The sequence below is a fragment of the Mycobacteroides saopaulense genome (assembly GCF_001456355.1).
Taxonomy (GTDB): domain Bacteria; phylum Actinomycetota; class Actinomycetes; order Mycobacteriales; family Mycobacteriaceae; genus Mycobacterium; species Mycobacterium saopaulense.
In genome coordinates, this window is the sequence record NZ_CP010271.1 from 82,575 (window position 1) to 108,907 (window position 26,333).

General features: G+C 65.5%; 22 protein-coding genes and 1 pseudogene. 11 read left to right on the forward strand and 12 right to left on the reverse strand.

Going from position 1 to position 26,333, the window contains the following annotated elements; translation table 11 throughout:
• Positions 1–90: 90 nt before the first annotated feature.
• From MYCSP_RS00440 to MYCSP_RS00450, 3 genes are read right to left on the reverse strand one after another with little or no spacing between them, the layout of a single operon-like run.
• Positions 91–1,230 carry a PDR/VanB family oxidoreductase gene (locus tag MYCSP_RS00440; RefSeq protein WP_088412998.1) on the reverse strand — a complete coding sequence of 380 codons (1,140 nt, stop codon included), beginning with the start codon at positions 1,228–1,230 and terminating at the stop codon, positions 91–93.
• On the reverse strand, positions 1,230–2,147 hold the full coding sequence (locus tag MYCSP_RS00445; protein ID WP_070912092.1) for a metal-dependent hydrolase: 918 nt from the start codon (positions 2,145–2,147) through the stop codon (positions 1,230–1,232). The genes MYCSP_RS00440 and MYCSP_RS00445 overlap by 1 nt, the downstream gene beginning before the upstream one ends.
• 19 nt (positions 2,148–2,166) lie before the next feature.
• Complete coding sequence (locus tag MYCSP_RS00450; protein WP_083018662.1) at positions 2,167–3,000, reverse strand: SDR family NAD(P)-dependent oxidoreductase; 834 nt, start codon at positions 2,998–3,000, stop codon at positions 2,167–2,169.
• Between the two features lie 460 nt (positions 3,001–3,460).
• Between MYCSP_RS00450 and gltB the strand changes: the two genes are divergently transcribed.
• Entirely contained in the window at positions 3,461–8,056 is a 4,596-nt protein-coding gene (gene gltB, locus MYCSP_RS00460; RefSeq protein ID WP_083018666.1) for a glutamate synthase large subunit, read from the forward strand.
• Positions 8,049–9,515: a glutamate synthase subunit beta gene (locus MYCSP_RS00465; protein WP_070912095.1), complete on the forward strand. Its 1,467-nt coding sequence runs from the start codon at positions 8,049–8,051 to the stop codon at positions 9,513–9,515. Before gltB ends, MYCSP_RS00465 begins: the two co-directional genes overlap by 8 nt.
• Before the next feature lie 434 nt (positions 9,516–9,949).
• Here the strand turns inward: MYCSP_RS00465 and map are convergent, their stop codons facing one another.
• The gene (gene map / locus MYCSP_RS00470) at positions 9,950–10,717 is read right to left on the reverse strand and encodes a type I methionyl aminopeptidase (RefSeq protein ID WP_088415324.1); all 768 of its coding nucleotides are present in this window, start codon (positions 10,715–10,717) and stop codon (positions 9,950–9,952) included.
• Positions 10,718–10,792: 75 nt separating this feature from the next.
• Here map and MYCSP_RS00475 point away from each other — a divergent pair, with 75 nt between their 5' ends.
• From MYCSP_RS00475 to MYCSP_RS23005, 9 genes and pseudogenes are all read left to right on the forward strand, one after another.
• Positions 10,793–11,059, forward strand: coding sequence for a helix-turn-helix domain-containing protein (locus tag MYCSP_RS00475; protein ID WP_083018671.1), 267 nt, complete (start codon positions 10,793–10,795; stop codon positions 11,057–11,059).
• Between the two features lie 28 nt (positions 11,060–11,087).
• Positions 11,088–12,420: pseudogene (locus MYCSP_RS00480) on the forward strand (glycosyltransferase 87 family protein).
• Between the two features lie 10 nt (positions 12,421–12,430).
• Positions 12,431–13,432, forward strand: a complete 1,002-nt coding sequence (locus tag MYCSP_RS00485) for a PHP domain-containing protein (RefSeq protein ID WP_083018675.1) — start codon at positions 12,431–12,433, stop codon at positions 13,430–13,432.
• A gap of 53 nt (positions 13,433–13,485) precedes the next feature.
• Positions 13,486–14,079 carry a TetR/AcrR family transcriptional regulator gene (locus MYCSP_RS00490; RefSeq protein WP_083018677.1) on the forward strand — a complete coding sequence of 198 codons (594 nt, stop codon included), beginning with the start codon at positions 13,486–13,488 and terminating at the stop codon, positions 14,077–14,079.
• The gene (locus MYCSP_RS00495; RefSeq protein ID WP_083018679.1) at positions 14,076–15,653 is read left to right on the forward strand and encodes a flavin-containing monooxygenase; all 1,578 of its coding nucleotides are present in this window, start codon (positions 14,076–14,078) and stop codon (positions 15,651–15,653) included. Before MYCSP_RS00490 ends, MYCSP_RS00495 begins: the two co-directional genes overlap by 4 nt.
• The gene (locus tag MYCSP_RS00500; protein WP_083018681.1) at positions 15,622–16,464 is read left to right on the forward strand and encodes a mycofactocin-coupled SDR family oxidoreductase; all 843 of its coding nucleotides are present in this window, start codon (positions 15,622–15,624) and stop codon (positions 16,462–16,464) included. The genes MYCSP_RS00495 and MYCSP_RS00500 overlap by 32 nt, the downstream gene beginning before the upstream one ends.
• A complete protein-coding gene (locus MYCSP_RS00505) occupies positions 16,461–17,747 on the forward strand; it encodes a cytochrome P450 (protein WP_088412999.1) in 1,287 nt (428 codons plus the stop codon). The genes MYCSP_RS00500 and MYCSP_RS00505 overlap by 4 nt, the downstream gene beginning before the upstream one ends.
• 87 nt (positions 17,748–17,834) lie before the next feature.
• Entirely contained in the window at positions 17,835–19,328 is a 1,494-nt protein-coding gene (locus tag MYCSP_RS00510) for a flavin-containing monooxygenase (protein ID WP_083018685.1), read from the forward strand.
• A gap of 108 nt (positions 19,329–19,436) precedes the next feature.
• Positions 19,437–19,604, forward strand: a complete 168-nt coding sequence (locus tag MYCSP_RS23005) for a hypothetical protein (RefSeq protein WP_157886138.1) — start codon at positions 19,437–19,439, stop codon at positions 19,602–19,604.
• On the opposite strand, the gene MYCSP_RS00515 is transcribed toward MYCSP_RS23005, so the two are convergent.
• The 8 genes from MYCSP_RS00515 to MYCSP_RS00550 form a co-directional block, all read right to left on the reverse strand.
• Positions 19,594–20,880, reverse strand: a complete 1,287-nt coding sequence (locus MYCSP_RS00515; RefSeq protein WP_088413000.1) for a D-arabinono-1,4-lactone oxidase — start codon at positions 20,878–20,880, stop codon at positions 19,594–19,596. The two genes, MYCSP_RS23005 and MYCSP_RS00515, sit on opposite strands and share 11 nt — an antisense overlap.
• Entirely contained in the window at positions 20,877–22,064 is a 1,188-nt protein-coding gene (locus MYCSP_RS00520) for an amino acid deaminase/aldolase (protein ID WP_083018689.1), read from the reverse strand. The genes MYCSP_RS00515 and MYCSP_RS00520 overlap by 4 nt, the downstream gene beginning before the upstream one ends.
• Entirely contained in the window at positions 22,064–22,552 is a 489-nt protein-coding gene (gene rraA, locus MYCSP_RS00525; protein ID WP_070912106.1) for a ribonuclease E activity regulator RraA, read from the reverse strand. The genes MYCSP_RS00520 and rraA overlap by 1 nt, the downstream gene beginning before the upstream one ends.
• Before the next feature lie 23 nt (positions 22,553–22,575).
• Positions 22,576–23,313 carry a MerR family transcriptional regulator gene (locus MYCSP_RS00530; RefSeq protein WP_268873101.1) on the reverse strand — a complete coding sequence of 246 codons (738 nt, stop codon included), beginning with the start codon at positions 23,311–23,313 and terminating at the stop codon, positions 22,576–22,578.
• Between the two features lie 114 nt (positions 23,314–23,427).
• Positions 23,428–24,084, reverse strand: a complete 657-nt coding sequence (locus MYCSP_RS00535) for a hypothetical protein (RefSeq protein ID WP_088413001.1) — start codon at positions 24,082–24,084, stop codon at positions 23,428–23,430.
• A 148-nt stretch (positions 24,085–24,232) separates the two neighbouring features.
• Positions 24,233–24,799 (reverse strand): copper resistance CopC family protein, encoded by a 567-nt coding sequence (locus MYCSP_RS00540; protein WP_070912109.1) that lies wholly within the window; start codon positions 24,797–24,799, stop codon positions 24,233–24,235.
• The gene (locus MYCSP_RS00545) at positions 24,799–25,464 is read right to left on the reverse strand and encodes a YcnI family copper-binding membrane protein (RefSeq protein ID WP_088413002.1); all 666 of its coding nucleotides are present in this window, start codon (positions 25,462–25,464) and stop codon (positions 24,799–24,801) included. Before MYCSP_RS00545 ends, MYCSP_RS00540 begins: the two co-directional genes overlap by 1 nt.
• Before the next feature lie 3 nt (positions 25,465–25,467).
• Positions 25,468–26,124, reverse strand: coding sequence for a DUF6474 family protein (locus tag MYCSP_RS00550; RefSeq protein ID WP_070912110.1), 657 nt, complete (start codon positions 26,122–26,124; stop codon positions 25,468–25,470).
• Between the last annotated feature and the right edge of the window lie 209 nt (positions 26,125–26,333).

Sequence of the window (26,333 nt, forward strand, 5' to 3'; positions counted from 1 at the left end):
TGAACCATCGCGTGGTCCACCCAAACCGGGGTCATGGCGTGCGAACGTCTCGCGCTCGGTGGCCACAACCGCGGTTTGGGCCGGGGATCGCTACTCGGCGGGCAGGTCCAAAACCAGGCGCCCCTCGCCGCGCGAGACACAGGTCAAGATCTGCCCCTCTTCGCGCTGCGATTCGGTGAGAATCTGGTCGCGGTGATCGGCAGTGCCCGCCAGTACGTTGACCTTGCAGGTCCCGCAGAAACCCTGCTGGCACGAATAGGCCACGTGCGGCAGCCGCTGCTTGATGACATCCAGCGCCGTGCGATCGGCCGGTACCTCCAACACCGGTCCGCCAGGACCCAGCTGCACTTCGAAGGGGTGACCGTCCACGACCGGGGCGGCGGCAAAGCGCTCGAAATGGAGTTCCACGGAGGGCATTTCGAGGAGACGTCGCTGCAGGACCGCCAGCATCGGGGCAGGGCCGCAGCAGTACACGGCGTCGTTCTCACCGACGTCGGGCAGCAGGTCGTCGGCGGTGGGCAGACCGAACTGATCGTCGGTCCGGATGATGACCCGATCGCCAAAGCGCTTGAGCTCGTTGAGGAACGGCAGTGAATCGCGGTTACGGCCGGTGTACACCATGGTCCATGGCTTACCCAGCTGCTCGGCGAAGGCGATCATGGACAGGATCGGTGTGATGCCGATGCCGCCGGCCACGAAGTGCAGCTTGCGCGGTCCGGGCTGGGTCATGGCGAGCGGGAAGGCGTTGCGCGGCCCCAGGATCGATACCGTGGCACCGATCTGCAGCGCGTCATGCACCTCGATGGAGCCACCGCCGCCCTCGGGGATGCGACGCACGGCGATGCGGTAGTGGTACGGGTCGGAGACGTCGCCGCACAGTGAGTACTGACGCATCCGGCCCGACGGCAGCAGCAGATCCAGGTGCGCGCCGGGATGCCACGGCGGAAGGCGCTCTCCGTCGGGAGCGGCCAGCACCAGGCTCGCGACGTCCTGATCCTTGGCCTCGATCCAGCGGTCCTTGACCACCAACTGCAGCGTCCGGTCGACGTGGTTCTCCGGCGGCTTCTTGAGAATCAACAGGGCGCCGATGGCCCGGACCGCAATCGGGAACAGCACGCTGCCGAGTGCGATCGTGGGCGACACCGGCAGGGTGCCGTACAGCGTCGGCGGCAGCGAGGGCCGCTTGCGCTGGGGTGTGGGCCGCGGCGTGCGGCGAAAGCGATCGAACATCAGTAGCCGGCCGCGGCCTTCGCGGCGGGTGACGTGCTCAGGTACGCCACCGCCTGTGCCGTGCTGCCCACCTGGTCGGGTGAGAAGCCCGGGCGCATGAACTCCAGCGCCGACTTGGCCAGCTCACGCCACTTCAGGAACGCGCCGCGCTTCATGGCCTTGTTCATCTGGCGCAGCACGCCGAACACCCCGTAGTTGGGCAGCGACGGGTCCTGTCGCACCAGGAACTTGGTGTAGCGCAGCATCACACCGACCAGCAGCACGGTGGCCAGCACGAAGGTCAGCATCATGTGCCCGCGACGAATCTGGAAGTACCGGGCCACGTCGTAGGCGACGCTGCGGTGCTCGACCTCTTCGGCACCATGCCAGCGGAACAGGTCCACCATCTCCGGGTCGGCGTTGAACTTCTCGAAGGGGTGGTTCAGCACCCAGTCGCCGAGTACGGCGGTGAAGTGCTCGATGCCGGCGATGAGCGCCAGCTTTTCCACCATCACCCGGTAGCGCAGCTTTTCGCTGCGCAGTTCGTTGGTCCGCTCCAGCATGTGGGTGACGTATTCGATCTGGGTCAGCGCGGGCCGCACGTCGAGGCCGTTCTTCTCCAGGAAGTCCCCGAGGACCTTGTTGTGGGTCTCGGCGTGCACGGCCTCCTGACCCATGAAGCCGATCATCGCCTCACGGATCTTGTCGTCCTTCACGTAGGGCAGGGCGCGGGTGAAGGTGTCGACAAAGGCCCGCTCCCCCTCCGGCAGCAGGAGATTGAAGGCCGAGATGAAGTGCGACACGATGGGCTCGTTGGGAATCCAGTGCAGCGGGGTATGGCTGGTGTCGAACTGGACATTGCGCGGCCGCAGCACGACCTCGCCCGGCTCGGTGGGTACGACCTGCAGGCCAGTGGCCCCAGTTGTGTTGCGCGCCATATGTCTGTCTCCTTACTCGCTACCGACTGATCTTGTCACTGAGGCCCCAGAAGAACCGGTTCAGCGCCGGGGCCAGACGGCTGAAGTGGTACTGCACATGTGCTTCCGGGGTAACCGGGACGATCGACTTGCCCTTGGCCACGGCATTGACGATTTCCTTGGCCACCTTTTCCGGACCGTATCCGCGCTTGGCGTAGAGCCCGGCGCCCTGCTGCTGCCGTTTGGCCTCGTCTTCCGGTGAGAGACCCGAAAACTGGGTGGTGCGAATGATGTTGGTGTTGACGATGCCCGGGCAGATGGTGCTCACCTTGACCTTGTCGCGCGCCAGCTCGCCGCGCAGCACGTCGGAGAACATGAACACGGCAGCCTTGCTGGTGGCATAGGCGCCCATCTCGGGAATCGGGGTGTATGCGGCGGCGCTGGAGATATTGACGATGTGGCCGCTCTTGCGCTCGGCCATGCGCGGCCCGAACGCGCGGCAGCCGTAGACGACTCCGCCCAAATTGATGTTGAGCACGCGCTGGAAGTCGGCGGAGGGTGTGTCGAAGAATCGCCCACCCTGGCCGATACCGGCGTTGTTGATCAAGACGTCCGGCACACCGTGGTCGGCGCACACCGCCTCGGCGAATGCGGTCACGGCGGATTCGTCGGATACATCCAGGGCGTAGGGGTGCGCGGATCCGCCGAGCTTCTCGATGAGCCCGACGGTTTCGTTGGCGGTGTCGACGTTGATGTCGGCGACGACGACACGCGCTCCCTGGCGGGCGAAGGCCAGTGCGGTCTCGCGGCCGATACCGCTACCGCCGCCGGTCACCACCACCAGGCTGTTGCGCTGGGCACTGCCGGATGTCATGCATCCTCCGAATCCTGCGCACCGCTGCGCTTACGTGATGGAGGAGATTGTAAATCACCGCGAGCAGGCAGAAAAAGACGTGACGTTCAATACGGGTATCACGGGCATTTACCGAGGAAACATGCGTTGACCTTGCTATGAAGAACGCATGGAAAGCATGATGCCGCGAGGTGTCGCGCCATCTAACCACCCGAGTTGGCGTGCACCGGGGTTCCTGACATATCGTTTTGGTTACTTGTCGCGTCGGGGCACGAGATCCGCTGGTCAACGGTGTCCGGTGGGTGCCTCATCGTCACCGCGAGCACACCCAGCAGACGGCCGAGAAGGACGCTACGGACAAGGGCCAACGGGCCTTCGTCACCACCCCTGGTGAAGGTCTGTGAGGCACCTTCGAGGAGGGTATTGACGGGCGCATTCAGCCGATGCGCCTGGGGAAACCCTGGAGACGAGACGAGCAGCCATGACACACCCCGCGACCGGGCTCTACAACCCGGCCTACGAGCACGATTCGTGCGGTGTCGCCATGGTCGTGGATATGCACGGCCGGCGCAGCCGCGACATCGTGGACAAGGCCATCACAGCACTGCTGAACCTGGAGCACCGTGGTGCGGCGGGAGCCGAGCCGAATAGCGGCGACGGCGCCGGCATCATGCTGCAGATCCCGGACAAGTTCTTCCGTGCCGTCCTGGCCGAAAACGGAAGCTTCGAGCTGCCCGCCGAGGGCAGCTACGCCTCCGGTATCGCGTTCCTGCCGCAGGGATCCAAGGACGCCGCCGCCGCGTGCGAAGCCGTCGAGAAGATCGTCGAGGCAGAGGGTTTGACGGTCCTTGGCTGGCGCGAGGTTCCGCACGACGACTCTTCGCTGGGCGCCCTCGCCCGCGATGCCATGCCCACCTTCCGTCAGCTGTTCATCTCCGGCGCCTCCGGTATCGACTTGGAGCGGCGCGTCTATGTGGTGCGCAAGCGCATCGAGCACGAGCTGGGAAATCAGGGATCCGGCCGGGGCAGCCTCGGCGAGGAAACCGTGTACTTCCCAAGTCTTTCCGGTCGCACCTTCGTCTACAAGGGCATGCTGACCACCCCGCAGTTGCGGGCGTTCTACCTGGATCTGCAGGACGAGCGGGTCGAGAGCGCACTGGGCATCGTGCACTCGCGCTTCTCCACCAACACCTTCCCGTCCTGGCCGCTGGCACATCCCTACCGCCGGGTGGCGCACAACGGCGAGATCAACACCGTCGCAGGCAATGAGAACTGGATGCGGGCCCGTGAGGCGCTCATCAAGACCGATGCCTTCGGCGATCCGGCCCAGCTGGACAAGATCTTCCCGATCTGTACGCGCGGTGCCTCGGACACGGCGCGGTTCGACGAGGCACTGGAACTGCTGCACCTGGGTGGCCGCCCCTTGCACCACGCGGTGCTGATGATGATTCCCGAGGCGTGGGAACGGCACGAAAGCATGAGCGCCGAACTGCGTTCCTTCTACGAATTCCACGCGTCCCTCATGGAACCCTGGGATGGACCGGCGTCGGTCTGCTTCACCGACGGCACCATCGTCGGCGCGGTGCTCGACCGCAACGGCCTACGGCCGTCCCGGGTTTGGGTGACCAGCGACGGACTCGTGGTGATGGCTTCCGAGGCTGGCGTGCTGGACCTGGATCCGTCCACCGTTGTGCAGCGCACCCGCCTGCAGCCCGGCCGCATGTTCCTGGTGGACACCACTCAGGGCCGCATCGTCTCCGACGAAGAGGTCAAGGCCGAGCTTGCCGCGGCCGAGCCGTACCAGCAGTGGCTCGACGAGGGTCTGGTGCGGCTGGAGCAGCTGCCCGATCGCCCGCACCAGCACATGCCGCACAACCGGATCGTGTTGCGCCAGCAGACTTTCGGATACACCTATGAGGAGCTCAACCTTCTGGTGGCGCCGATGGCGCGCACGGGTGCGGAGGCACTCGGATCGATGGGCACCGATACCCCGATTGCGGTGCTGTCCAACCGTTCGCGCATGTTGTTCGACTACTTCCAGCAGCTTTTCGCTCAGGTCACCAACCCCCCGCTGGACGCCATCCGTGAAGAGGTGGTCACCAGCCTGGGCGGTGTGATCGGCCCGGAGGGCGACCTGCTGAACCCGACTCCCGAGTCGTGCCACCAGATCCTGCTGCCGCAACCGGTGCTACACAACGACGAGTTGGACAAGCTGATCCACCTCGATCCCAGTGACGAGGTCAACGGTCGTGCGCATGGCTTCTCCAGCCGGGTGATCCGTTGCCTGTACCCCGTCGCGGAGGGCGGCGCGGGTCTGCGGACCGCGCTGGAATCGGTGCGTGCCGAGGCGTCCGCGGCCATTGCCGACGGTGCTCAGGTGCTCATCCTGTCCGACCGTGAGTCGGATGACCAGATGGCTCCCATCCCTTCACTTTTGGCGGTTTCTGCAGTGCACCATCACCTGGTGCGTGAGCGGTCGCGCACCAAGGTCGGCCTGGTGGTCGAGGCGGGCGACGCCCGCGAGGTGCACCACATCGCGGTGCTGGTGGGCTTCGGCGCCGCCGCCGTCAACCCCTACATGGCCTTCGAGTCCATCGAGGACCTCATCGACCGCGGCATGATCACCGGCGTGGAGCGCGACAAGGCGATCCGCAACTACATCAAGGCCGCGGGCAAGGGTGTGCTCAAGGTGATGTCCAAGATGGGCATCTCCACGCTGGCCTCCTACACCGGCGCCCAGCTGTTCCAGGCCATCGGCCTCTCGCAGGAGCTGCTCGACGAGTACTTCGCCGGATTGGCATGCCCCACCGGCGGTATCGGTCTGGACGAGATCGCTGCGGACGTGGCCTCGCGTCACCACCTGGCCTTCCTGGAGCGCCCGGGGGAATGGGCGCACCGCGAGCTGGAGGTTGGTGGCGAGTACCAATGGCGGCGTGAGGGTGAGTACCACCTGTTCAACCCCGACACCGTCTTCAAGCTGCAGCACTCCACTCGCACCGGTCAGTATTCGGTGTTCAAGGAGTACACCGCTCTGGTCGATGACCAGAGCGAGCGGATGGCCTCGCTGCGCGGCCTGCTGAAGTTCAAAGACGGTGTACGCCCGCCGGTTCCGCTGGACGAGGTGGAGCCTGCCAGTGAGATCGTCAAGCGCTTCTCGACTGGTGCGATGAGCTTCGGCTCCATCTCCGCCGAGGCCCACGAGACGCTGGCCATCGCCATGAACCGCTTGGGCGGTCGTTCGAACTCCGGTGAGGGCGGCGAAGATCCGCGCCGATTCACCCCGGACGAGAACGGTGACTGGCGCCGCAGCTCCATCAAGCAGGTGGCCTCCGGGCGGTTCGGTGTCACCTCGCACTACCTGAGCAACTGCACCGATATCCAGATCAAGATGGCTCAGGGAGCCAAGCCCGGCGAGGGAGGCCAGCTTCCTGCACACAAGGTGTATCCGTGGGTGGCCGAGGTACGTCACTCCACGCCGGGCGTGGGGCTCATCTCCCCTCCCCCGCACCACGACATCTACTCGATCGAGGACCTGGCGCAGCTGATCCACGACCTCAAGAACTCCAACCCGCAGGCACGCGTGCACGTGAAGCTGGTGTCGGAGAACGGTGTCGGCACGGTGGCCGCGGGTGTTTCCAAGGCGCACGCCGACGTGGTGCTCATCTCCGGGCACGACGGCGGTACCGGTGCCACCCCGCTTACCTCCATGAAGCACGCCGGTGCGCCGTGGGAGCTGGGCTTGGCCGAGACGCAGCAGACCCTGCTGCTCAACGGTCTACGAGACCGCATCGTCGTGCAGGTCGACGGTCAGCTCAAGACCGGCCGCGACGTGATGATCGCGATGCTGCTGGGCGGCGAGGAGTTCGGTTTCGCGACCGCCCCCCTGGTGGTGTCCGGCTGCATCATGATGCGGGTGTGCCACCTGGACACCTGCCCGGTGGGTGTGGCCACGCAGAACCCGGTGCTGCGGCAGCGGTTCAACGGCAAGCCGGAGTTCGTGGAGAACTTCTTCCTGTTCATCGCCGAAGAGGTGCGTGAGCTCATGGCCGAGCTCGGCTTCCGCACCGTCAACGAGGCGGTGGGCCAGGTCGGCGCGCTGGACATCGAACGCGCGGTGGCGCACTGGAAGGCCAGCAAGATCGACCTGACGCCGGTGCTCACCGAGCCCGAGTCGGCATTCATGAACCAGGATCTGTACTGCAGCGGTTCGCAGGACCACGGCCTGGAGAAGGCCCTGGACCAGCAGCTCATCGTGATGAGCCGCGAGGCGCTGGATCGCGGTACCCCGGTGAAGTTCGAGACGCTGATCACCAACGTCAACCGGACCGTCGGCACCATGCTCGGCCACGAGGTCACCAAAGCCTATGGCGGCGAGGGCCTTCCGGACGACACGATCGACATCACCTTCACCGGTTCAGCGGGCAACAGCTTCGGTGCCTTTGTGCCGCGCGGCATCACGCTGCGCCTCTTCGGCGACGCCAACGACTACGTGGGCAAGGGCCTCTCCGGCGGACACATCGCGGTGCGTCCCTCGCGTGAGGCGCCGGAAGGCTTTGTCCCCGAGAAGAACATCATCGGCGGCAACGTGATTCTGTTCGGCGCCACCAGCGGTGAGGCATTCCTCAACGGCGTGGTGGGGGAGCGGTTCGCGGTCCGTAACTCCGGCGCCACCGCCGTCGTCGAGGGCGTGGGTGACCACGGCTGCGAGTACATGACCGGTGGCACCGTGGTGGTGCTCGGTCCGACCGGACGCAACTTCGCGGCGGGCATGTCGGGTGGCGTCGCGTACGTGTACGACCCCGACAAGCAGCTGATGGACAATCTCAACGATGAGATGGTGGACCTGGAGGCGTTGGATCCCGACGACGAACAGGTGTTGCGTAGCTTGATCGAGAAGCATGTGGCGGCGACCGACTCTGCTGTCGGACAACGCATTCTGGCCGACTGGAGCGGCCAAAGCGACTCCTTCGTCAAGGTGATGCCCCGCGACTACCGTCGCGTGCTCGAGGCCATCGCCGATGCGGAGCTGACCGGAGGCGATGTGAACGAGGCGATCATGGCGGCTGCTCGTGGGTGACCCAAGCGGCTTTCTGACCCACACCACCCGCGAGCTGCCTAAGCGGCGTCCCGTGCCGTTGCGGCTGCTCGACTGGAAAGAGGTCTACGAAGACTTCGACCACTCGGCGCTGCAAACGCAGGCGTCACGTTGCATGGACTGCGGAATCCCGTTCTGCCACAAGGGTTGTCCGTTGGGTAACCTGATTCCGGAGTGGAACGACCTGGTGTACCGCGGGCAGTGGCGCGAGGCCATCGAGCGCCTGCATGCCACCAACAACTTCCCCGAGTTCACCGGTCGGCTCTGCCCGGCTCCGTGTGAGGCCTCGTGTGTGCTGGGGATCAACCAGGACCCGGTGACCATCAAGCAGGTCGAGGTCGAGTTGATCGACAACGCCTTCGACAACGACTGGGTCAAACCCATTCCGCCCGAGGTGAAGACCGGCAAGAAGGTTGCGGTCGTGGGCTCCGGACCCGCCGGACTGGCCGCCGCACAGCAGCTGACCCGTGCCGGGCACGACGTCACCGTCTACGAGCGGGCCGACCGCATCGGTGGTCTGCTCCGCTACGGCATCCCCGAGTTCAAGATGGAGAAGCACCACATCGATCGGCGTCTGGATCAGATGCGAGCCGAGGGCACGGTGTTCGAGGCGGGCGTGAACGTTGGGGTTGATATAACAGCGGATCACCTCCGTTCAAACTTCGACGCGGTGGTGCTGGCCGGCGGCGCGACCGCTTGGCGGGATCTGCCGGTTCCGGGCCGCGAGCTCGAAGGCATCTACCAGGCCATGGAGTACCTGCCCTGGGCCAACAAGGTGCAGCTGGGCGACGACGTCCTGGGTGAGGACGGCCAGCCGCCCATCACGGCAAAGGGCAAGCACGTCATCATCATTGGTGGCGGCGACACCGGTGCCGACTGCCTGGGCACCGCCCATCGGCAGGGTGCGGCCAGCATCCAGCAGTTTGAGATCATGCCGAAGCCGCCGGAGACTCGTTCCGAGCGCGACCCCTGGCCGACCTACCCGACGCTGTTCCGGGTGGCCTCCGCGCACGAAGAGGGTGGCGAGCGGATTTATGCCGTCAACACCGAGCGTTTCCTCGGCGAGGACGGCAAGCTGACCGGCTTGCGCGCCCACGAGGTCGTCTTCAACGCGGGCAAGTTCGAGAAGGTCGAGGGCTCAGATTTCGAGCTGAAGGCCGACATCGTCTTCCTGGCAATGGGATTCGTCGGCCCGGAGAAGCCGGGTCTGCTCGAGAGCCTGGGCGTGGAGCTCACCGACCGCGGCAACGTGGCGCGCGATGACGCGTACGCGACTTCCGTCGACGGCGTATTCGTGGCCGGCGACATGGGCCGTGGACAGTCACTGATCGTGTGGGCGATTGCCGAGGGGCGCTCTGCCGCTGCCGCGGTGGACGCGTACCTCACCGGTGAGACAGCGCTGCCCGCGCCGATCAAACCGACTGCCGCACCGCAGCGCTGACACTCCTCGGCGAGTAGTTGCCGGAGCCGCTCGGATCGGTAGCTCCGGACAATCTCACTCGGTGTTACCCGACATGTTTGCTTGACATCGGTGTGACACGTGAGATCGGCGGGAATTTGCGTTATGCTACTGACCGGTTCTGAAAGCTTGCCGACGCAGGAGATGTTCTCGTGCCCAACACACCCGTTACGAAGACATGGGTTGGCCGAATTGCCTGGTCACTGCTCCGCCATCCCATGAAGAGTCATAGTTTCCCTGCGAAGAACGAGCGACTCATCACCCCCGAAGAGCTTCTGCGCTTCAGTCACTGAGCGTTGCTCGCGGCAGTCGTAGGGCGTGTCGGAGTGTCAACACGCCCGGTATTACAGATCGTTATCGATCTGTAACCAGTGCGTTCGGAGTCGGTAGCGGATAGCGGCTGGTTGGCGGTCTGCCTAGGCTTTTGATGTCAGCACCTGCGGTCCGTCCTCGGTGATCGCGATGGTGTGCTCGGAATGTGCGCCACGAGAACCGTCGGCCATCCGCAGCGTCCACCCATCCGGATCGACCGCGAGTCGATTGGTCCCGCGTCCGAACCAGGGCTCCAACGCCAAGGTGAGGCCTGGCTCCAACTTCATGCCACGCCCGGCCGTGCCCTTGTTCGGCACATGCGGGTCCTCGTGCATGGTTCGGCCCAGGCCGTGGCCGCCGAAATCTGTGTTGATGCGGTACCCGGCGCCCTCGGCCACTGCGGCGACGGCAGCCGAGATGTCTCCGATCCGATTCCCCGGCCGGGCCGCCGCGATGGCAGCATCCAGCGCCGCTCGCGTGGTGTCGATCAGCCGCACATCCTCGGGATCCGGGGTCCCGACGATGACGCTCACCGCCGAGTCGGCCACCCAGCCGTCGATACTCACCGCGAAGTCCATGCTCAGCAGGTCGCCGTCGGCGAGCACATAGTCATGCGGAAGGCCATGTAGCACAGCGTCGTTGACCGACAGGCAGATGACATTGCGAAACGGTCCGCGCCCGAACGAGGGGGAGTAGTCCCAGTAGCAGGACACCGCGCCACGCTCGGACACCATCTCGCGGGCCCGCTGCTCCAAATCGAGCAGATTCACGCCAGGGGCAGCCAACGTCGAGAGCTCGGATAGCACCGATGCCACGAACTCGCCGGTCACACCCATGTGCGCGATCTCCGTGGGTGACTTCAACTCGATCACACGCACCTCCTGTTCGGTATTTAAATACCACCTTAGGGCTATCGGTATTTAAATACCAAGACTAAAGTGGGCGGCATGGTCCGTCAGCCGCTTACCGTCGAGCAACTTGCCGCAGGCAAGCGCCTCGGGGCACTGCTACGCGCCGCCCGCGCCGACCGGCCGCTCGACGACATCGCCCGTGCCTCGGGGATCTCGCCGGAGACGCTGCGCAAGATCGAAACCGGACGGCTTCCCACACCCGCGTTTGGAGCCGTCGTTCAGCTGGCCGCAACCTTGCGCCTCGACCTCAATGACGTCGCGGCGGTCTGGCAGGAAGAGACCAAGATCGGCGCCGCGTCCTAAGTGCCGTTATCGCCGTAAACTCTGGCGGATGCACAGCTGGGGAGGGGAAAAGCGGCTGCCACGCGCGGTCGCCGGGGGCGCTCTGGTCGTGTCCGTACTGGCCATGGTGGTACACAACCGCCTCGTCCCCTTTCCGACCTCGTTTTTCGGTCTGACCGAGAACGGCTACGACCTGGACACCTACCGTGCGGCGGTGCGTGGGCTCTGGGACGGCAAGCGGCTCTATGAGGCCCCCGCGCTCAACAAGGCCTGGTTCGTCTATCCGCCTTTCGCGACGTTGGTGCTCGCGCCGTTGGCGTGGGCCTCGTTCGGCGTCGCCAAGTGGGTGCTGCTCACCCTTTCCGTCGCCGCGCTGGCACTCATCGCGTGGCGCATCCTGCGCCTGGCCGGCATTCGTGCGGATGCCCGGCTAGCCGTGGTGAGTGCGGCGCTCGCGGTCATTCTCATCGACATCGAGCCGGTGCAGGCCACCGTGTGGTGGGGTCAGGTCAACATCCTGCTGATGGCGATGGTGCTGCTCGACCTGCTGCGCCCCGTGACCGCCCGCGGTCGGGGCATCGGGCTTGGTCTTGCCGCGGGCATCAAGCTGACCCCACTGATCTTCCTGCCGTATCTCCTGCTCACCCGACAGTGGCGTGCCTCGGCTATCGCCACCGGGACCTTCGCCGCGACCGCCGCGCTCACCTGGCCGGTGCTGCCCCGCGACAGCTCGTGGTTCTGGAGCCATCTGGGCGACACCGCACACATCAGTCGCATCGATCACCTGGCCAACCAGTCGATCAACGGCTTCCTGGCCCGCTACTTTCTCCCGCACGTGCGACCGGAATGGTTGTGGATTACGTTGAGCCTCTTGGTGCTTGTCGCTGGACTGGCCGTCGCGGTGTGGGCTCACCGCAGGGGGGGAACGGGTGCTGGCGGTGGTAGTGGTGGGCCTGACGGGCTGCGTCGTGTCGCCGTTCAGTTGGGCCGCGCACTGGGTCTGGTTCGCACCGGCGATCGTCTGGCTTGTCTCGAAAGCCTTGACCACGCAAGGCCTATGGGCACGGGGCTGGCTCTACCGCGCGGCCGGGCTGTTCGCGATGACCTTCATGTGGACCCTGCACCGTCCGGGGCGCGGACACACCACCATCTATTTCAGCGGGGTCTACTGGAACTTCCTGGACCTGCGGCCGTTCTGGGTGGGTCAACTGATGAGCGGCTGGTATCCGTTGGTATTCCTGTGCTTCCTGATCGGTGCCGCGAGCTGGTTGCGGCGCAGCGCACCGGATGCTGACGATCAGGATGAGCTGGGGATCTTGTCGACGGACATCGAGGACTATCCCCCGGAAATTCTGGATGAGGAGTTGGCGGTCCGCGCCTAGAGTCCAAGACATGGACCCCGTCGTCGCCTTGCGTGAGATCGCGTACCACAAGGAACTCGCCCGCGAAGAGTCGCGCCGGGTGATGGCGTATCGCAAGGCCGCCGACGTCATCGCCGCGCTCAGCCCCGAAGAGCGAGAACGACATGGTGCCAACAAGACCTGGAAAAGCCTGACCGGTCTCGGGCCCAAGACGGCGACCGTTGCGGCCGAGGCGTGGGCGGGCAAAGTCCCGTCCACACTCGAACAGCTGCGCGCCGCCAAGAAGAGCACCGGGGGCGGCGCGATGCGGGAAGCGCTCAAGGGCGATCTGCATCTGCACTCCAACTGGTCCGACGGCTCGGTACCGATCGAGGAGATGATGAGCACCGCCAAGGCGCTCGGGCATGAGTATTGCGCGCTCACCGACCACTCGCCGCGGCTGCGTGTCGCCAATGGTTTGTCGGCCGAACGGTTGCGCGCCCAGCTGAAGGTCATCGACGGGCTGCGAGGCCACGTGGCGCCCATGCGAATTCTCACCGGCATTGAGGTCGACATTCTCGATGACGGCGCGCTGGACCAGGACCCGGAGCTTCTCGACCAGCTCGACATCGTCGTGGCAAGCGTGCATTCCAAGCTCGCGATGGACGCCGATGCGATGACCCGGCGGATGATCGCCGCGGTCACCAACCCGCGCGTCGACGTGCTGGGTCATTGCACCGGAAGACTGGTGGAGGGGGAGCGGGGTACCCGTCCGGAGTCGAAATTCGATGCCTCAGAGGTCTTCCGGGCCTGCCGCGACTCCGGTACCGCCGTCGAGATCAACTCACGGCCGGAGCGCCGCGATCCACCGCGCCGGTTGCTCGACCTCGCGCTGAACATCGGTTGCCACTTCTCCATCGACACCGACGCGCACGCCCCAGGGCAGCTGGAGTTCTCCGGCTACGGCTGCGAGCGTGCGCTGGAGGCGGGCGTTCCGCCAGAGCGGGTGATCAACACCTGGCCGGTCGAGCAGCTGCTGGCCAGGAACACGTAGGGCCGCCGATCGCCTATTGACACTTTGAACACATTCGCGCAAAGTGTTCAAACGTGAAGCTCGTGAAGACGACGGGTCCGCGCGGTGAGGTACCCGAACCGATCGTCGCGGCCGTCGCGCAGACCCTGGTCCGGTCCGGAATCCAACGTTTCAGCCTTTCGGCGGCCGCCGACGAAGCGGGTGTGTCACGCGGAACCATCTACAACTGGTTCGGCGGCAAGAAGGAGGCCATCGACGTTGCCGTTGGCTTCATCGCGGGCGCCTTCATCGAGCTGTTCGCGGGGGCGGTGAGTGCCAAGACGACCCTCACGGACCAGGTCGGCGAGGCGGCGGTACGCATCAGCGATCACCGCGCCTGGTCCGATCGGCTGGACCCGACCCTGCATGTGTCGAACGTGCTGGAACTGGTGCTCGAGGAGTGCGGCGACGACCTGATGCGCCGTTCTGTCGAATTCTGGGTGCCGCAGGTCGAGGCGGCCCGGGAACGCGGCGAGATCGGCACGGACGTCGATGCCACCGAGGCCGCCGAGTGGATCATGCGCACGCTGATGAGCATCGAGGTGCTGCCCGCCATCTCCGTCGACCTGAAAGACCCGGACCGGGTGCGTGACTACTTCTCTCGATTCATCCTGCGCGGACTGGCATGACGGATATCGATTTCGAAGTCGCGATCGTCGGGGCCGGCCCGGGCGGTATCGCCGCCGCGCACTATCTGCGCAAACAGGGGATCAACGACTTTGTGATCCTGGACCGCGCCGATGACTTCGGCGGCACCTGGCGGGACAACACCTATCCGGGCCTGGCCGTCGACATCCCGATCCTGTTCTACCAGTTGAGTTTTGCGCGTACAGGAAGCTGGAACAAGCTGTTCGCCGACGGCGCCGACATCCAGCGTTACCACCTGTCGGTGGTCGAAGAGCTGGGGCTGCGCGCTCACTTCCAGGGAGGCAGTTCGGTCACCGCCGAGCGCTGGGATGAGAGCGGCGACCACTGGGAACTCTCCATCGCCGGGAAGCCGCCTGTTCGCGCCCGGTACGTCATCAGCGCGGTGGGCGGATACATCGACACCAAACCGGGCCCCGACATCGCCGGGCTGGGCGACTTCCGGGGCACGATCATGCGCCCCAACGCCTGGGACCATTCCTACGACCACGCGGGCAAGCGGGTGGCGGTGATCGGTACCGGCTCCAGCGGGATACAGATCGCGCCCGCCGTCGCGCAAACAGCCAAGTCGGTGACGACTTTTCAGCGCACGCCGGCCTGGATCATCCCGAAGCCCAACCCGGACCTCTCGCTGCGTGCCCAGCGGATCCTGAACGCGCCATTCGTGCTGACGATCGTCAACGCACTGATCATCGCGGCCATGGACATCGCACAGACGGTGCTGTTCCACCTCCTGCCCCTCCTTTCGGAACCGGCACTGCGCGTGCTGATTCCCCGGTACGACGCCATGGCGCGACGGTGGTATCGAAGGCTACTGCGCGACACCGTCGCCGACCCCGCTCTGCAGGACTCCCTGATGCCGGACTACGGCATCCTCGCGCGCCGCACCATCTTGTCCAACGACTTCCTACAGGCGGTCAACGCCGGAACCGTTCTGCTGGTCACCGACTCCATAGTCCGAGTCACCGAAACCGGCATCGAGACCGCGGACGGCACACATCACGAGGTGGACCTGCTGGTCCTGGCCACCGGCTATGAGATCTACACCGATCCCGAGCACTACAAGCCAGGAAAAGTACAGGGCAGTAGCGGATTTGATCTCGGCGAATACTATCGCGACCACGAGATGCGGACGTACGGAGGCTCGGCGCTACCGGGCCTGCCCAACCGGTGGATGCTGGTGGGTCCCGAAGGCAATCAGGGTCAGGGATGGCATGCCATGGTGGAGGCCAACGCCCGTCACGCCGCGCGGGTAATCGCCGAATCCCGCCGGCGCGGCTGCCAGGTCGCGGAGGTGAGCCGGCGGGCCTTCGCCAAGTGGGTACGGCGGATGGCACACCAAAGCAAGGCGATTCGGCTGTACGCCACCGACTGTCAGCCCCCGCTGAATACCTACTTCGTCAACTCAAAGGGCGAGACACGCTACTACCGACCCCAAACGGTGAGCGAAATGAATTGGTTCTCAAGCCATTCCCCGCTCTCTGACTACTCCTTTCGTCCCGCATCCATCCAAGCAAAGGCGCTCCATGGACCACGACACGAACCATCAGCCCGCTAGCCCACTTGCCGGGCGCGTCGCGTACATCACCGGTGCCGGTCGCGGGCAGGGCCGTGCGCACGCCATCCGGTTGGCGGCCGACGGCGCCGACATCGTGGCCATCGACACCTGTGACAAGCCTTCGCTCTATAACGAGTACCCGGCAACAACCGCCGAAGATTTCGACGAGACCGTCGCGGCGGTACGGGATCTGGGGCGCGAGATCATTGCCGAACGCGTCGACGTGCGCGACCTGGCCGGGCAGCAGAAAGTGATTAACGAGGCCATCACCCGGTTCGGGCGCCTGGACATCGTGGTGGCCAACGCGGGCATCGCCAGTTGGGCGCGACTCTGGGAAATCGAAGCCGACCAATGGCGCGATGTCATCGACGTCAACCTGACCGGCGTGTGGAACACCCTCAAGGCCGCGGTTCCCGCGATGATCGAGGCCGGCAACGGCGGATCCATCATCACGGTCAGCTCGTCGGCCGGAATCAAGGCCATGCCCGGCTGCGGACACTATGCCGCCGCCAAGTTCGGTGTCGTGGGGCTGACCAATTCTCTGGCAGTCGAGTTGGGGGAGTATGGAATTCGCGTCAACTCCATTCACCCGTACGGAACCAACACGCCGTTGGCGGCCGACGAGTCGGTGCTGAGAATGTTCGAGAAGCACCCCGGATACCTACAGAGCTTCAGCCAGACCCTGGTGGACAACGACAGGCTCGTGGAACCTGACGAGATCGCCGAGGTGGTGGCCTGGCTCGCCGGTGACGCATCCAGCGTCATGACCGGTGCGCAGATTCCCGTCGACAAGGGGTACCTGAAGCGATGAGCGCCTGTCCCTTCGCGCCGGGGTTCGACTTCACCGACCCGGACCTCATCCAGCAGCGTATCCCCGTCGAGGAGTTCGCCTACCTGCGCAAGACCGAACCCATCTGGTGGAACGCACAGCCGAGGGGAGTGGCTGGATTCGACGACGACGGCTATTGGGTGGTGACCAAACACGCTGACGTCAAAGAAGTATCGCGCCTCAACGAGGTATTCTCCAACAGCCTGAACACGACGGTGGTGCGTTACAACGAGGACATCACCGCCGAGCAGCTCGAGATCCAGCGCGAAAACCTGCTCATCGACATGGATGAACCCAAGCACCGCATCCTGCGGCGGATCGTGTCGCCGCTCTTCACACCCAAGGCGGTCAACGGATTACACCGACGGCTCGTCGCACGTGCCAGGGACATCGTGGACGCCGCCGCGGAGAAATCCGGCGGCAATTTCGTGTCCGACATCGCCTCGGTGCTGCCGATGCATGCCATCGCGGACTTGGTTGGAATTCCGGAGTCGGACCGGCAGCAGGTGCTGGACTGGACGAACCAGATGTTCGCCTACGACGACCCGGCGGTCGGCAAGGACACGGCGACCCAGGCCACCGTCGCCATGCTGGGTTACGCCTACACGATGGCCGAAGAGCGGCAACTGAATCCGAGGGACGACATTCTCACCGGGCTGGTCCAGGGCGCCTACGAAGACCGTCCGCTGACCCCGTTGGAGTTCGCCTACTTCGTCATTCAGCTCATGGTGGCAGGCAACGAAACCTCCCGCAACGCCATCACGCACGGCGTGCTCGCCTTCGCCGACAATCCCGCGCAATGGGAGCTTTACCGACGGCATCGACCTCCGACGACCGCCGACGAGATCATCCGATGGGCGAGCCCCATCATCGCCTTTCAGCGCACCGCGCTGCAGGACGTCGAACTCGGGGGAGTGCGGGTGCGCAAGGGCCAGCGTGTCGGGATGTTCTATGCCTCGGCGAACTTCGACGAGGAGGTGTTCGACGAGCCGTTCAGCTTCAGCATCGAGCGCGACCCCAACCCGCATCTCGCATTCGGCGGACACGGGATCCACTACTGTCTCGGCGCCAACCTCGCCCGCCTGGAGATCGGCATTATGTTCGACGCCATGGCCGATCGACTGCCGGATCTGGTGCCTACGGGAGAACCCACTCGGTTCCGGTCCGGCTGGATCAACGGGGTGGTGGAACTGCCCGCGAACTACGTCGGCAGAGGGGGTCGCGATCAGCCGGCGTGGGGGCTCACCAGGGCCGAGCGGCCCTGACCTGCGACGTCGGCTGCACAGTGTGAGCACTATTGCAAGGGTCTAACTTTACTTTTCTCCCCGATCTGTAAGCGGTAGCATCGCGGCATGTCCGAACACTTTGACGTGCTCATTGTCGGCGCCGGCATCTCCGGCATCAGCGCGGCCTGGCACATCCAAAACCGCTGCCCGTCCAAGTCCTACGCGGTGCTTGAGGCCCGCGACGATATGGGCGGGACCTGGAACCTGTTCAAGTACCCAGGTATCCGCTCCGATTCGGACATGTACACCCTCGGTTTCCGGTTCTCGCCGTGGAACGACAGCAGGACCCTGGCCGACGGCCCGTCGATCCTCGACTACGTGCACAAGACCGCCGCCAATGCCGGAATCGATGGACACATCCGATACCGGCACAAGGTCGTCGGTGCGGCTTGGTCCACCGACACCCAACAGTGGACCGTCCAGGTCGAGCACGACGGCACGACCATCGAATACACCTGTTCCTTCCTCTTCTGCTGCAGCGGTTACTACGACTACGACCAGGGCTACTCGCCGGAATTCCCCGGCGTGGCAGATTTCAAGGGCACCGTGGTGCACCCGCAGCACTGGCCCGAGGACCTCGACTACAAGGGCAAGAAGGTGGTGGTCATCGGCTCCGGCGCCACCGCGGTCACGCTGGTCCCGGCGATGGCCTCCGATGTCGGGCACATCACTATGCTGCAGCGCTCGCCCACCTACATCCTTTCGCTGCCCAACGAGAACCCGATCATCAACGGTCTGCGAAAGATTCTGCCGCCCAAGGTGGCTTACCCGATCGCGCGCTGGATCAACATCGGGCAGCTGATCTTCAGCTACCAGGCGAGCCGGAAGTTCCCCCGGGCCGCTCGGCGAATCATCATGCAGCAGGCCAAGCTTCAGCTGCCCAAGGGCTACGATTACAAGACCCACTTCGGCCCCAAGTACAACCCGTGGGACGAGCGGCTCTGTGTGGTGCCCAACGGCGACCTGTACAAGACCATCCGCAAGGGCAAGGCCGACATCGTCACCGACCACATCGAGACCTTCGACGAGACGGGTATCAAGCTCAAGTCGGGCAAGCACCTCGACGCCGACATCATCATCACCGCAACTGGCCTGAACCTGAAGTTCTTCAGCGGCGTCATCCCGACGGTCGATGGCGTGCCGGTGGATCTGCCCGCCCAGACCGTCTACAAGGGAGCGATGCTCACCGGCATCCCGAACATGGCGTTCACCATCGGATACACCAACGCCTCGTGGACCCTCAAGGCCGACCTGGTGTCCGAGTACGTGGGACGACTGCTGAACTACATGGACGAGAACGGCTATGTCACCGCGGTTCCCGAGCTTGCCGACGAGACCATCGAGAAGCAGCCGTTCATGGACTTCACCCCGGGGTATGTGCTGCGTGCGCTGGACGAGCTGCCCAGGCAGGGTGACAAGCACCCGTGGCGGTTGAAGCAGAACTACGCGTACGACATCGGGATGATGCGGCGCAGCCGCGTCACCGAGGGCATGCGGTTCGGCCGGAAGAGGGCCGTCGCCTCGTCGTCGCCCTCCGAGTCGGTAGCCGTCAACAGCTAGCTGGCCGAGCTCCTCACGGAGATTGAATCGTGGGCCCTGGCCACCACGCCTGCATTTGGTTACTATTCGTAACCAGATAGTCGTGGTGGTCAGGGGATGGAGAGCGGTATGGGACGACATAGTCTGCTCTCCCTCGTGGACGGCGTACAGAAGCAGCCGTCTCATGAGAACTGGACTACCGACTTCGCATGGGACAGTGACAACGGGGGAGCCTCGCGTGTGGCGGCTGCCGACAGCGATTCCGTCCCCGTGCCGCCGCCCTGGTTCAGGGCTTGACCGGACCCAGAAGCCGGTCTAGGTATGCACTGCTGAACACGCCCTCGGGGTCGAACCTGGCGCGAACGTCTTGGAAGGTCTGCCACTCCGGATACCGCTCGCTGAGCTGCCCGGCGGTCAGCGTGTGCCGCTTGCCCCAGTGCGGACGCCCGCCCAACCCGACCAGGATGGGCTCGAGGTCACGGAAGTACGCCTCCCATTGCCCATGAATCGTCTGGTGCACAGCCAGATACACGCTCTCGCGACCATAGGCCGGGGCCAGCAGGGCATCGTCGGCCTGAGTGAAGCGGACCTCCAGTGGGAAGGCCACCCGGTGGCGGCCGCTTTCGATCGTGGCCAGCACGGTCTCGATCGCCTCGCGGGCATTGGTCAGTGGAAGTGAGTACTCCATTTCGGTGAACTTCACCTTGCGCGGGCTCGCGAAGACCGCCGCGCTCTCGTCCTGGGATTCATTGGAACCGGCAAGTTTTGCCACGAATTTCGATACGTACGGGGCGGCGGCAGGAAACCGACCGGCCGTCCACATCAATGCTCCGAGCGCGCCGTTCTCGACGAGGTCGCGCTCCACCCAGTGCTTCACCGGATGACGTGGCCACGGGGCCTCGTCGGTGCGGGTTGACTGCAAGAGCAGGACCCGCCGCGTGTGTGGGAACAGGTACAGCTCAAGATGATCGGTATCGGCCAAGAGCGTGGGGAGATCGGCGAGCACGGTGTCCAGGTCATGCACGGACTGGCGGCGGTGCAACCGGAAGGCCGGTACGCATTGCAGGGTGAGCTCGGTGACCACGCCCAGCGCGCCCAGCGAGATGCGTGCGGCGCGCAGCTGGTCTCCGCCGTCAATCTCGTGAACAGTGCCGTCGGCGGCCATGATGCGCATCGACACGATGGTTTGCGAGATGTTGCCGAATCGCAGACCCGTTCCGTGCGTGCCGGTCGCCGCGGCCCCCGCGAGAGTCTGGGCGTCGATGTCGCCGAGGTTGGGCAGGGCCAGGCCGTGCCGCAGCAATATGCGGTTCAGATCATGCAGGGTGATCCCGGCCTGCACACGCACCCGGTCCTGCTCATCCACCGAGATCAGTTGTCGCAGTTCGGAGATATCGACCTGCACGTCCTCGGTCAGGCACAACGGGGTGAAGGAATGCGAGGAGCCGACCGGCCGTACCGTACGGCCCGCCGAGCGCCGGAGGGCGAACGCCAGTTCCTCCTCGGACCGCGGGCGCGCCACCAGGGACGGGGTGCACGAGGTTTGACCACTCCAGTTGTGCCACTCGGTCACAGGAACATCATTCCCTCGCCTCGATACGTCGCGACCGATCCGGCAGGTTGACCGTCCTCGACAAGCTGTAGCTCGGTGAAATGCTCACAGAGCTCACCGGCCTTGGCATGCCGAAACCACACCACATCGCCGATCCGCAGCGCCCGGGCCCCGCGTAAGGGGGTCTGTACCTCACCGGCGCCCTCGGCGGCCTCGAAGGACAGCCCCACGGGCCATGACGGCACCGGGACCCGACTTGCTCCGGCCGGGCCACTGGCGATGTATCCGCCGCCCAGCACCGTGGCCAACTCCGGTGACGGCTTGCGCACCACGGGTAATGCGAACGCCGCGGCCGGATCCAGATCCAGGCTGCGGTAGTGGTCGAAGAGAGCGGGCGCGAAGAAACCCGATCCGGCGGCCAGCTCGGTGGCGAAGCCCAAGCCCGAAATACGGGCGAGGCTGCCGGTCCCCCCCGAGTTCACCAGCTCCAGCGGCGGTGCCCCGGCCGCGCGCAACCGCGCCGTCACCGCGTCCAGAACGTGGGGTAGACGCTCGCCGAGCTCGCGTAGCGAGGATGTCTGCATTCCGCGAACTGCCAACTGGTACCAAGGATTTCCTGGAACGATGTCGCCCACGCCGGCGATCTGGCCGTCATAGGCCATCACCGCCGCCAGCCGTAATCCGGGCGTCGCGCACACCAGATCGGTGAGGGCGGCCGCCTGTTCGGGAGTGCGCACGGGCGATCGTTTCGGCCCCAGATGCACCGGACCGCCCAGCGGGCGCCACCCCGCGTCGATATCGAGACACACCGGGATGGGTGCGTTCGTCTCGTGCGCGATCTGCTCCAGTAGACGCACATGATCGGCCGAGTCGATCAGGGGGCGGATGACGGAGCGATGCCGGGCAGCCGTGGCCAGGGCCCCGCGGTCGACGCTGGGGTAGGCGATCAACAGATCATCGACGCCTGCGTCGGCAAGATGCACGGCCTCCGCGGGGGTAAAGGCAAGCACTCCGCGAAAACCCGGAATCTCCAAGAACTTACGGATCAGTGCGGTGCTGCGGATCGACTTACTGGCCACCCTGATCGGTAACCCGGCAGCGGCACCGACCAGCGACGCGGCATTGGCCCGCGCCGCATCCATGTCGACCGCGGCCAGCGGTACGGGTGCTCCCCGCAGCGCCTCCGCCAGCCGCCGCACCGACATCAGGCAGGAACCACGACAACGCCGTCATGATCGGCGTAGCAGATCGCGCCCGGCGTGAAGTCGATGCCGCCGAAGCTGACGACGACATCGCGTTCCCCGGCCCCGGTTTTGGTGCCCTTGCGGGGATTGGTGCCCAGCGCCTTGATACCGATATCCATGGTGGCCAGTTCGGCGCTGTCCCGAACCACGCCGTTGATGATCAGGCCGGACCAGCCGCTGTCGACCGCGATCCCCGCGATGATGTCTCCGACCAGTGCGCAGTGCAGCGATCCGCCGCCGTCGATCACCAGCACGCCGCCCGAACTAGGCTCCGACAGAATGGATTTCAGCAGCGCATTGTCATGGTGGCAGCGCACCGTGGTGATCACTCCGGCGAAAACCGGCCGTGCACCGAACTGGGTGAGCTGAAGATCGCAACTGGCCATGTCGATGCCGAGTTCGTCTCCCAGGTCGGCGGTCGGTCGGGGTGTGATCGGTGCGGTCGTCATGCCCCAAGCCTATGCGTCGGCCCCTACTGCTGGGTCTTCGCATAGGCGGCAACGGCGTCGTGCAGCCACTGCGCCAGACCGGGCTCGGCGGAGTCGTAGTAGGCGCGGAAGCGATCGTCCGTGAGGTACATCTGGGTGAGGCATACCTGCAGCTGCGGGGTGCAGTCGTAGTAGGACTCGATGCTCCGCCGGTGCGCCCGGGCCAGCGCGTTGGCTCGCTCCGAGCCGGGCCGCACATCCGCCCGCTTGGCCGCTGCGAGGTCGGCGAGCAGCTGATCCACCTCGGCCTTGATCCGGGCCCAGTCCTCCTTGGAGTATCGGGCCACGCGCTCCTGGCTCTGTTTCCAGGCCTTGGTATCACCCCAGCGCTGTTGTGCCTCGGTGGCGTACTCGTCACCGTATCGGCTGTCGCCGAAGATCTCGATCTGCTCTTCGACGGAAAGCCGAATGCCGCTTTTGCGGGCGCTCATCATGTTCGCCACTGCCACGACCATGCGGTGCAAGCGGTCGATTCGCTCCAACAGCAGCGCACGCTGACTTTCCAGGTGCGCGTACATGTCGATCGCCGGATCGTCGAGCAGGGCCGCTATCTGCTCAAGACCAAACCCCAGCTCCCGGTAGAGCAGCACCATGTGCAGCCGCTCGATATCGGTATCGGAATATCCGCGATAGCCGGCCGTGGTGCGGGCGCTGGGAACCACCAGACCGATCTCGTCGTAGTGGTGCAGTGCCCGGACCGAGAGACCGGTCATCTCAGACACCCGTCCAACCGTCACCAGGGCTTGTCCCCGTGCGTGTGCGTTCACATCCGCCACTGTGCGACCTCCCGTGGCGTGAGGGTCAAGCCCTTTTCCGTACCGGCGGCGCGGAACCGATCAGTCCGATTCGACGGCGTCCTCGCGGCGACGCCGTCGACGGAGCAGCAGGAGCGCAAAGATCGCGAACGCAGCTCCCAAGGCGATCTTCAGATTCGGGGACTGGCGCCCCTCTTCGAGAGCGGGGCCGGGAATGGGCGGTGGGGCGGAGTCGACTGTGGACTTCGCCTGTGCGGCAGTTTCCCTGGCTGCAGCCGTGAGATCCGGCTGCGCCGGCTCGGGTGCAGGTGCCGGCTTGGGAGCGGCCGGCTTAGGTGCTTCGACGACGGGCTTGCGCGCAGGCGCCTCTGGTGCGGGTGCGGCTTCCGGCTCGGGTGCGGGCTTGGGTGCCGCAGGTGCCGAGTCCGCCGCGGGGGCAGACGCCGGTGGCGTGGGCTTGGGGGTTTCGGAGGGCTGGGGAGCCTCGGATGCGGGTGCTTGCTTGGGCGTGGCGGGAGGCTTCGGGCCCGGCTCACTGCTCGCGCTGGGTGCTGCCTTGGGACCGGACTTGGGTGGTGCCGACGAGCCGGCGGGCCGCTTGGCGGGGGCGCGTTTGGCGGCCGGACGCTTCGCAGCCTTGGCAGGCCGGGCCGGCGCCGCGGGCTTCGGAGTCTCGCCGCTGGCGGGCTTCTCCGGTGTTGAGTTGGGCTCGTTGGCCGAATTGTCCTGGTCCGCCATGCGCCTGCTCCTTCGCAAGTTTCGGTCGTCCTGGGTGTTCGTGGCGTACTCCTGGCCACGATGGGCGGCTCACACCCGAATCTCTGCCGCCCCGCCGTTGTCCATCATGCCGTCACGGTGAAAAAAGGCCAGTCCTTGGCCCAGTGGATCAAGACTGCCGGCGCTGAGTCCAGATGAGTGCCGCGCCCACCGAGACCACCACTGCCACCACAAACGGCCACATCGGCAGGTCGCCGTCGGTGGGATTCGCCGACGGTACCGGGGCCGAGGAACTCGTGCCCGAAGGCTGCTGAGACACCGCGGGCGCGCCCGCGGAGGCCGGTGCACTCGAGCCGGTGATGGTGAACGGCCATGATCCGTCGACCGGGTGCCCGTCCTCGGAGATCACCCGAAAGTTCACCGTGTACTTTCCGGCGGGGGCGTCTGACTTCATGCCGACGGAAATCACTGCGCCGGAGACCAACGGCTCGCCCGATTGCCACTGATCGGTCTTGCTGTCCGGGCCGATCACCGTCATCGCGGAGAAGCGCTTCTGCAGCGGCTCGTTGAAGGTCGCACTGACCTGGGTGGGCGGGCCGGACAGTACGGCGTTCTCGGCCGGGTCGGACGATACCTTGACGGCGTGCGCCGAGGCCACGCCCGGCAACGCCAGGCCCAAGGTCAGCGCGACGAACGCCGACAAGAGCATCGATACCGACTTACGCAGAACTGTCATCACTGTTGCCTCCGGCGATTCGTCACAGCAAGGACCAGGGCGACGGCGCCGAGGATCAATCCGATTCCGCCGAACCAGCGGGCGGTCTTGTCGGCATGGGCCGCGCCCGTCCCGGATTCGTGGACAGCGGACACCTGGGGTGCGTGCGCCGAGTGCCCGTCGTGGTTTGCCTGGCCCTGTGTCAGGTCCAGTACGGGTGCGGGGTGCTCTGGCTCTGCACCGCCCGGCTGTGCCTGCTGGTCCCACCTGACGACCTGACCGTCGGCATACGTCTGGGTCGCGGGGAAGCTCACCGATTCGGTATCGGGGAGCTTGACGCGCACTCGGAACAAAGCGAACTGGTCGGGGCCGATCCCGTTGCCGGCAGCGGCCTTCCACGTCACCGACCTGACCGTGCCCTTGGCTGCGTCCCGATCCAGAGTGCTGGTCCAGCCGGGCAGCAGCTCGGTGCTGGCCGAGCCGACATCCGGAAGCTGAACGGTCAGCCCGGTGGTGAGCGCCTTGGTCGCAGACTCGTTGGGGACCGAGAACTCCAGCGTCGCGTAGCCGCCGCGAGCGGTGTTGTCCGTGGTCACGCGCACATGGGCGAAAGCAGGAATGGCAAAAGCCAACAGGGCGGCGGCCGATGCGGTCGATGCCGCGACCAGCCGGACGAACATGCGCATCCCTTACCTCACTCCGAGTCGTGCGAGCAGATCCGCGTCGATGCCGTCGAGCTCGCGGGCGATGGCGGCATGCGCCGCACGACGACGGGTCGGCGGCATGTGCTCGGAGGCCCCGACGGCAGTGCCCAGCTCCTCGAGCCGGGCCCGGACGGTCGAGGCGAACTTCTTGGTTTCGGCATCCTTGGGTGCCCTGTCCAGCACGGCCTGGATCGACTGCTCGGCACCGGCGATACGGGCCGAGAGCTCCGCGCCGAATCCGGAGTACTGGCCGAGTTCGGCAAGCGGTATGCCGAGGCGATCGGCGCGGCGCTGATCCAGTACCCCGCGGACCGCGATCGCTGCTTTGTACAGCAGTGGGAGCAGCACGGGGGCGAGGAGCCGCACCACCGTCAACGTGCGCTTGATACGTGTGGGCGAGAGCAGCTTGCCCTCGCGCACCGCCTTGAGCTGGTCCTGGGCGATCAGCCGCTGTGCCTTCAATGTCGCCAGCTCGGTCTTGCGCGCGTCACGGCGGGCAGCGGATTCGGACCGCGCCTGGATGTGTAGCCGCCGCCGGTCGTTGCGTGCCGCCAATCGGGCCTCGAGCTTGGCCTTCGCCTTCAGAGCGCGCGCCTCAGCGCGTTTTGTCGAGCGGCTCTTGCGGCTGGTGAGAAAACCCATCCCAGCGGCCTCCGTTCATCGCGTTGCGAGTGTGGCGCTAACCCTAGCGCGCCGATCCTGGTCGGCCCCGTGCGGATAGGACCTCGTATTCAGGTGGTCGGGGTGTGCACTGCAAAGGTTCCCGTTGGCCTCCAGCGAAATCCTGACGGCAACCGTTTTGGCGGTGTATGGGGAACATGAGGTGAAAGAGGCCACAATGTGTGACGGAT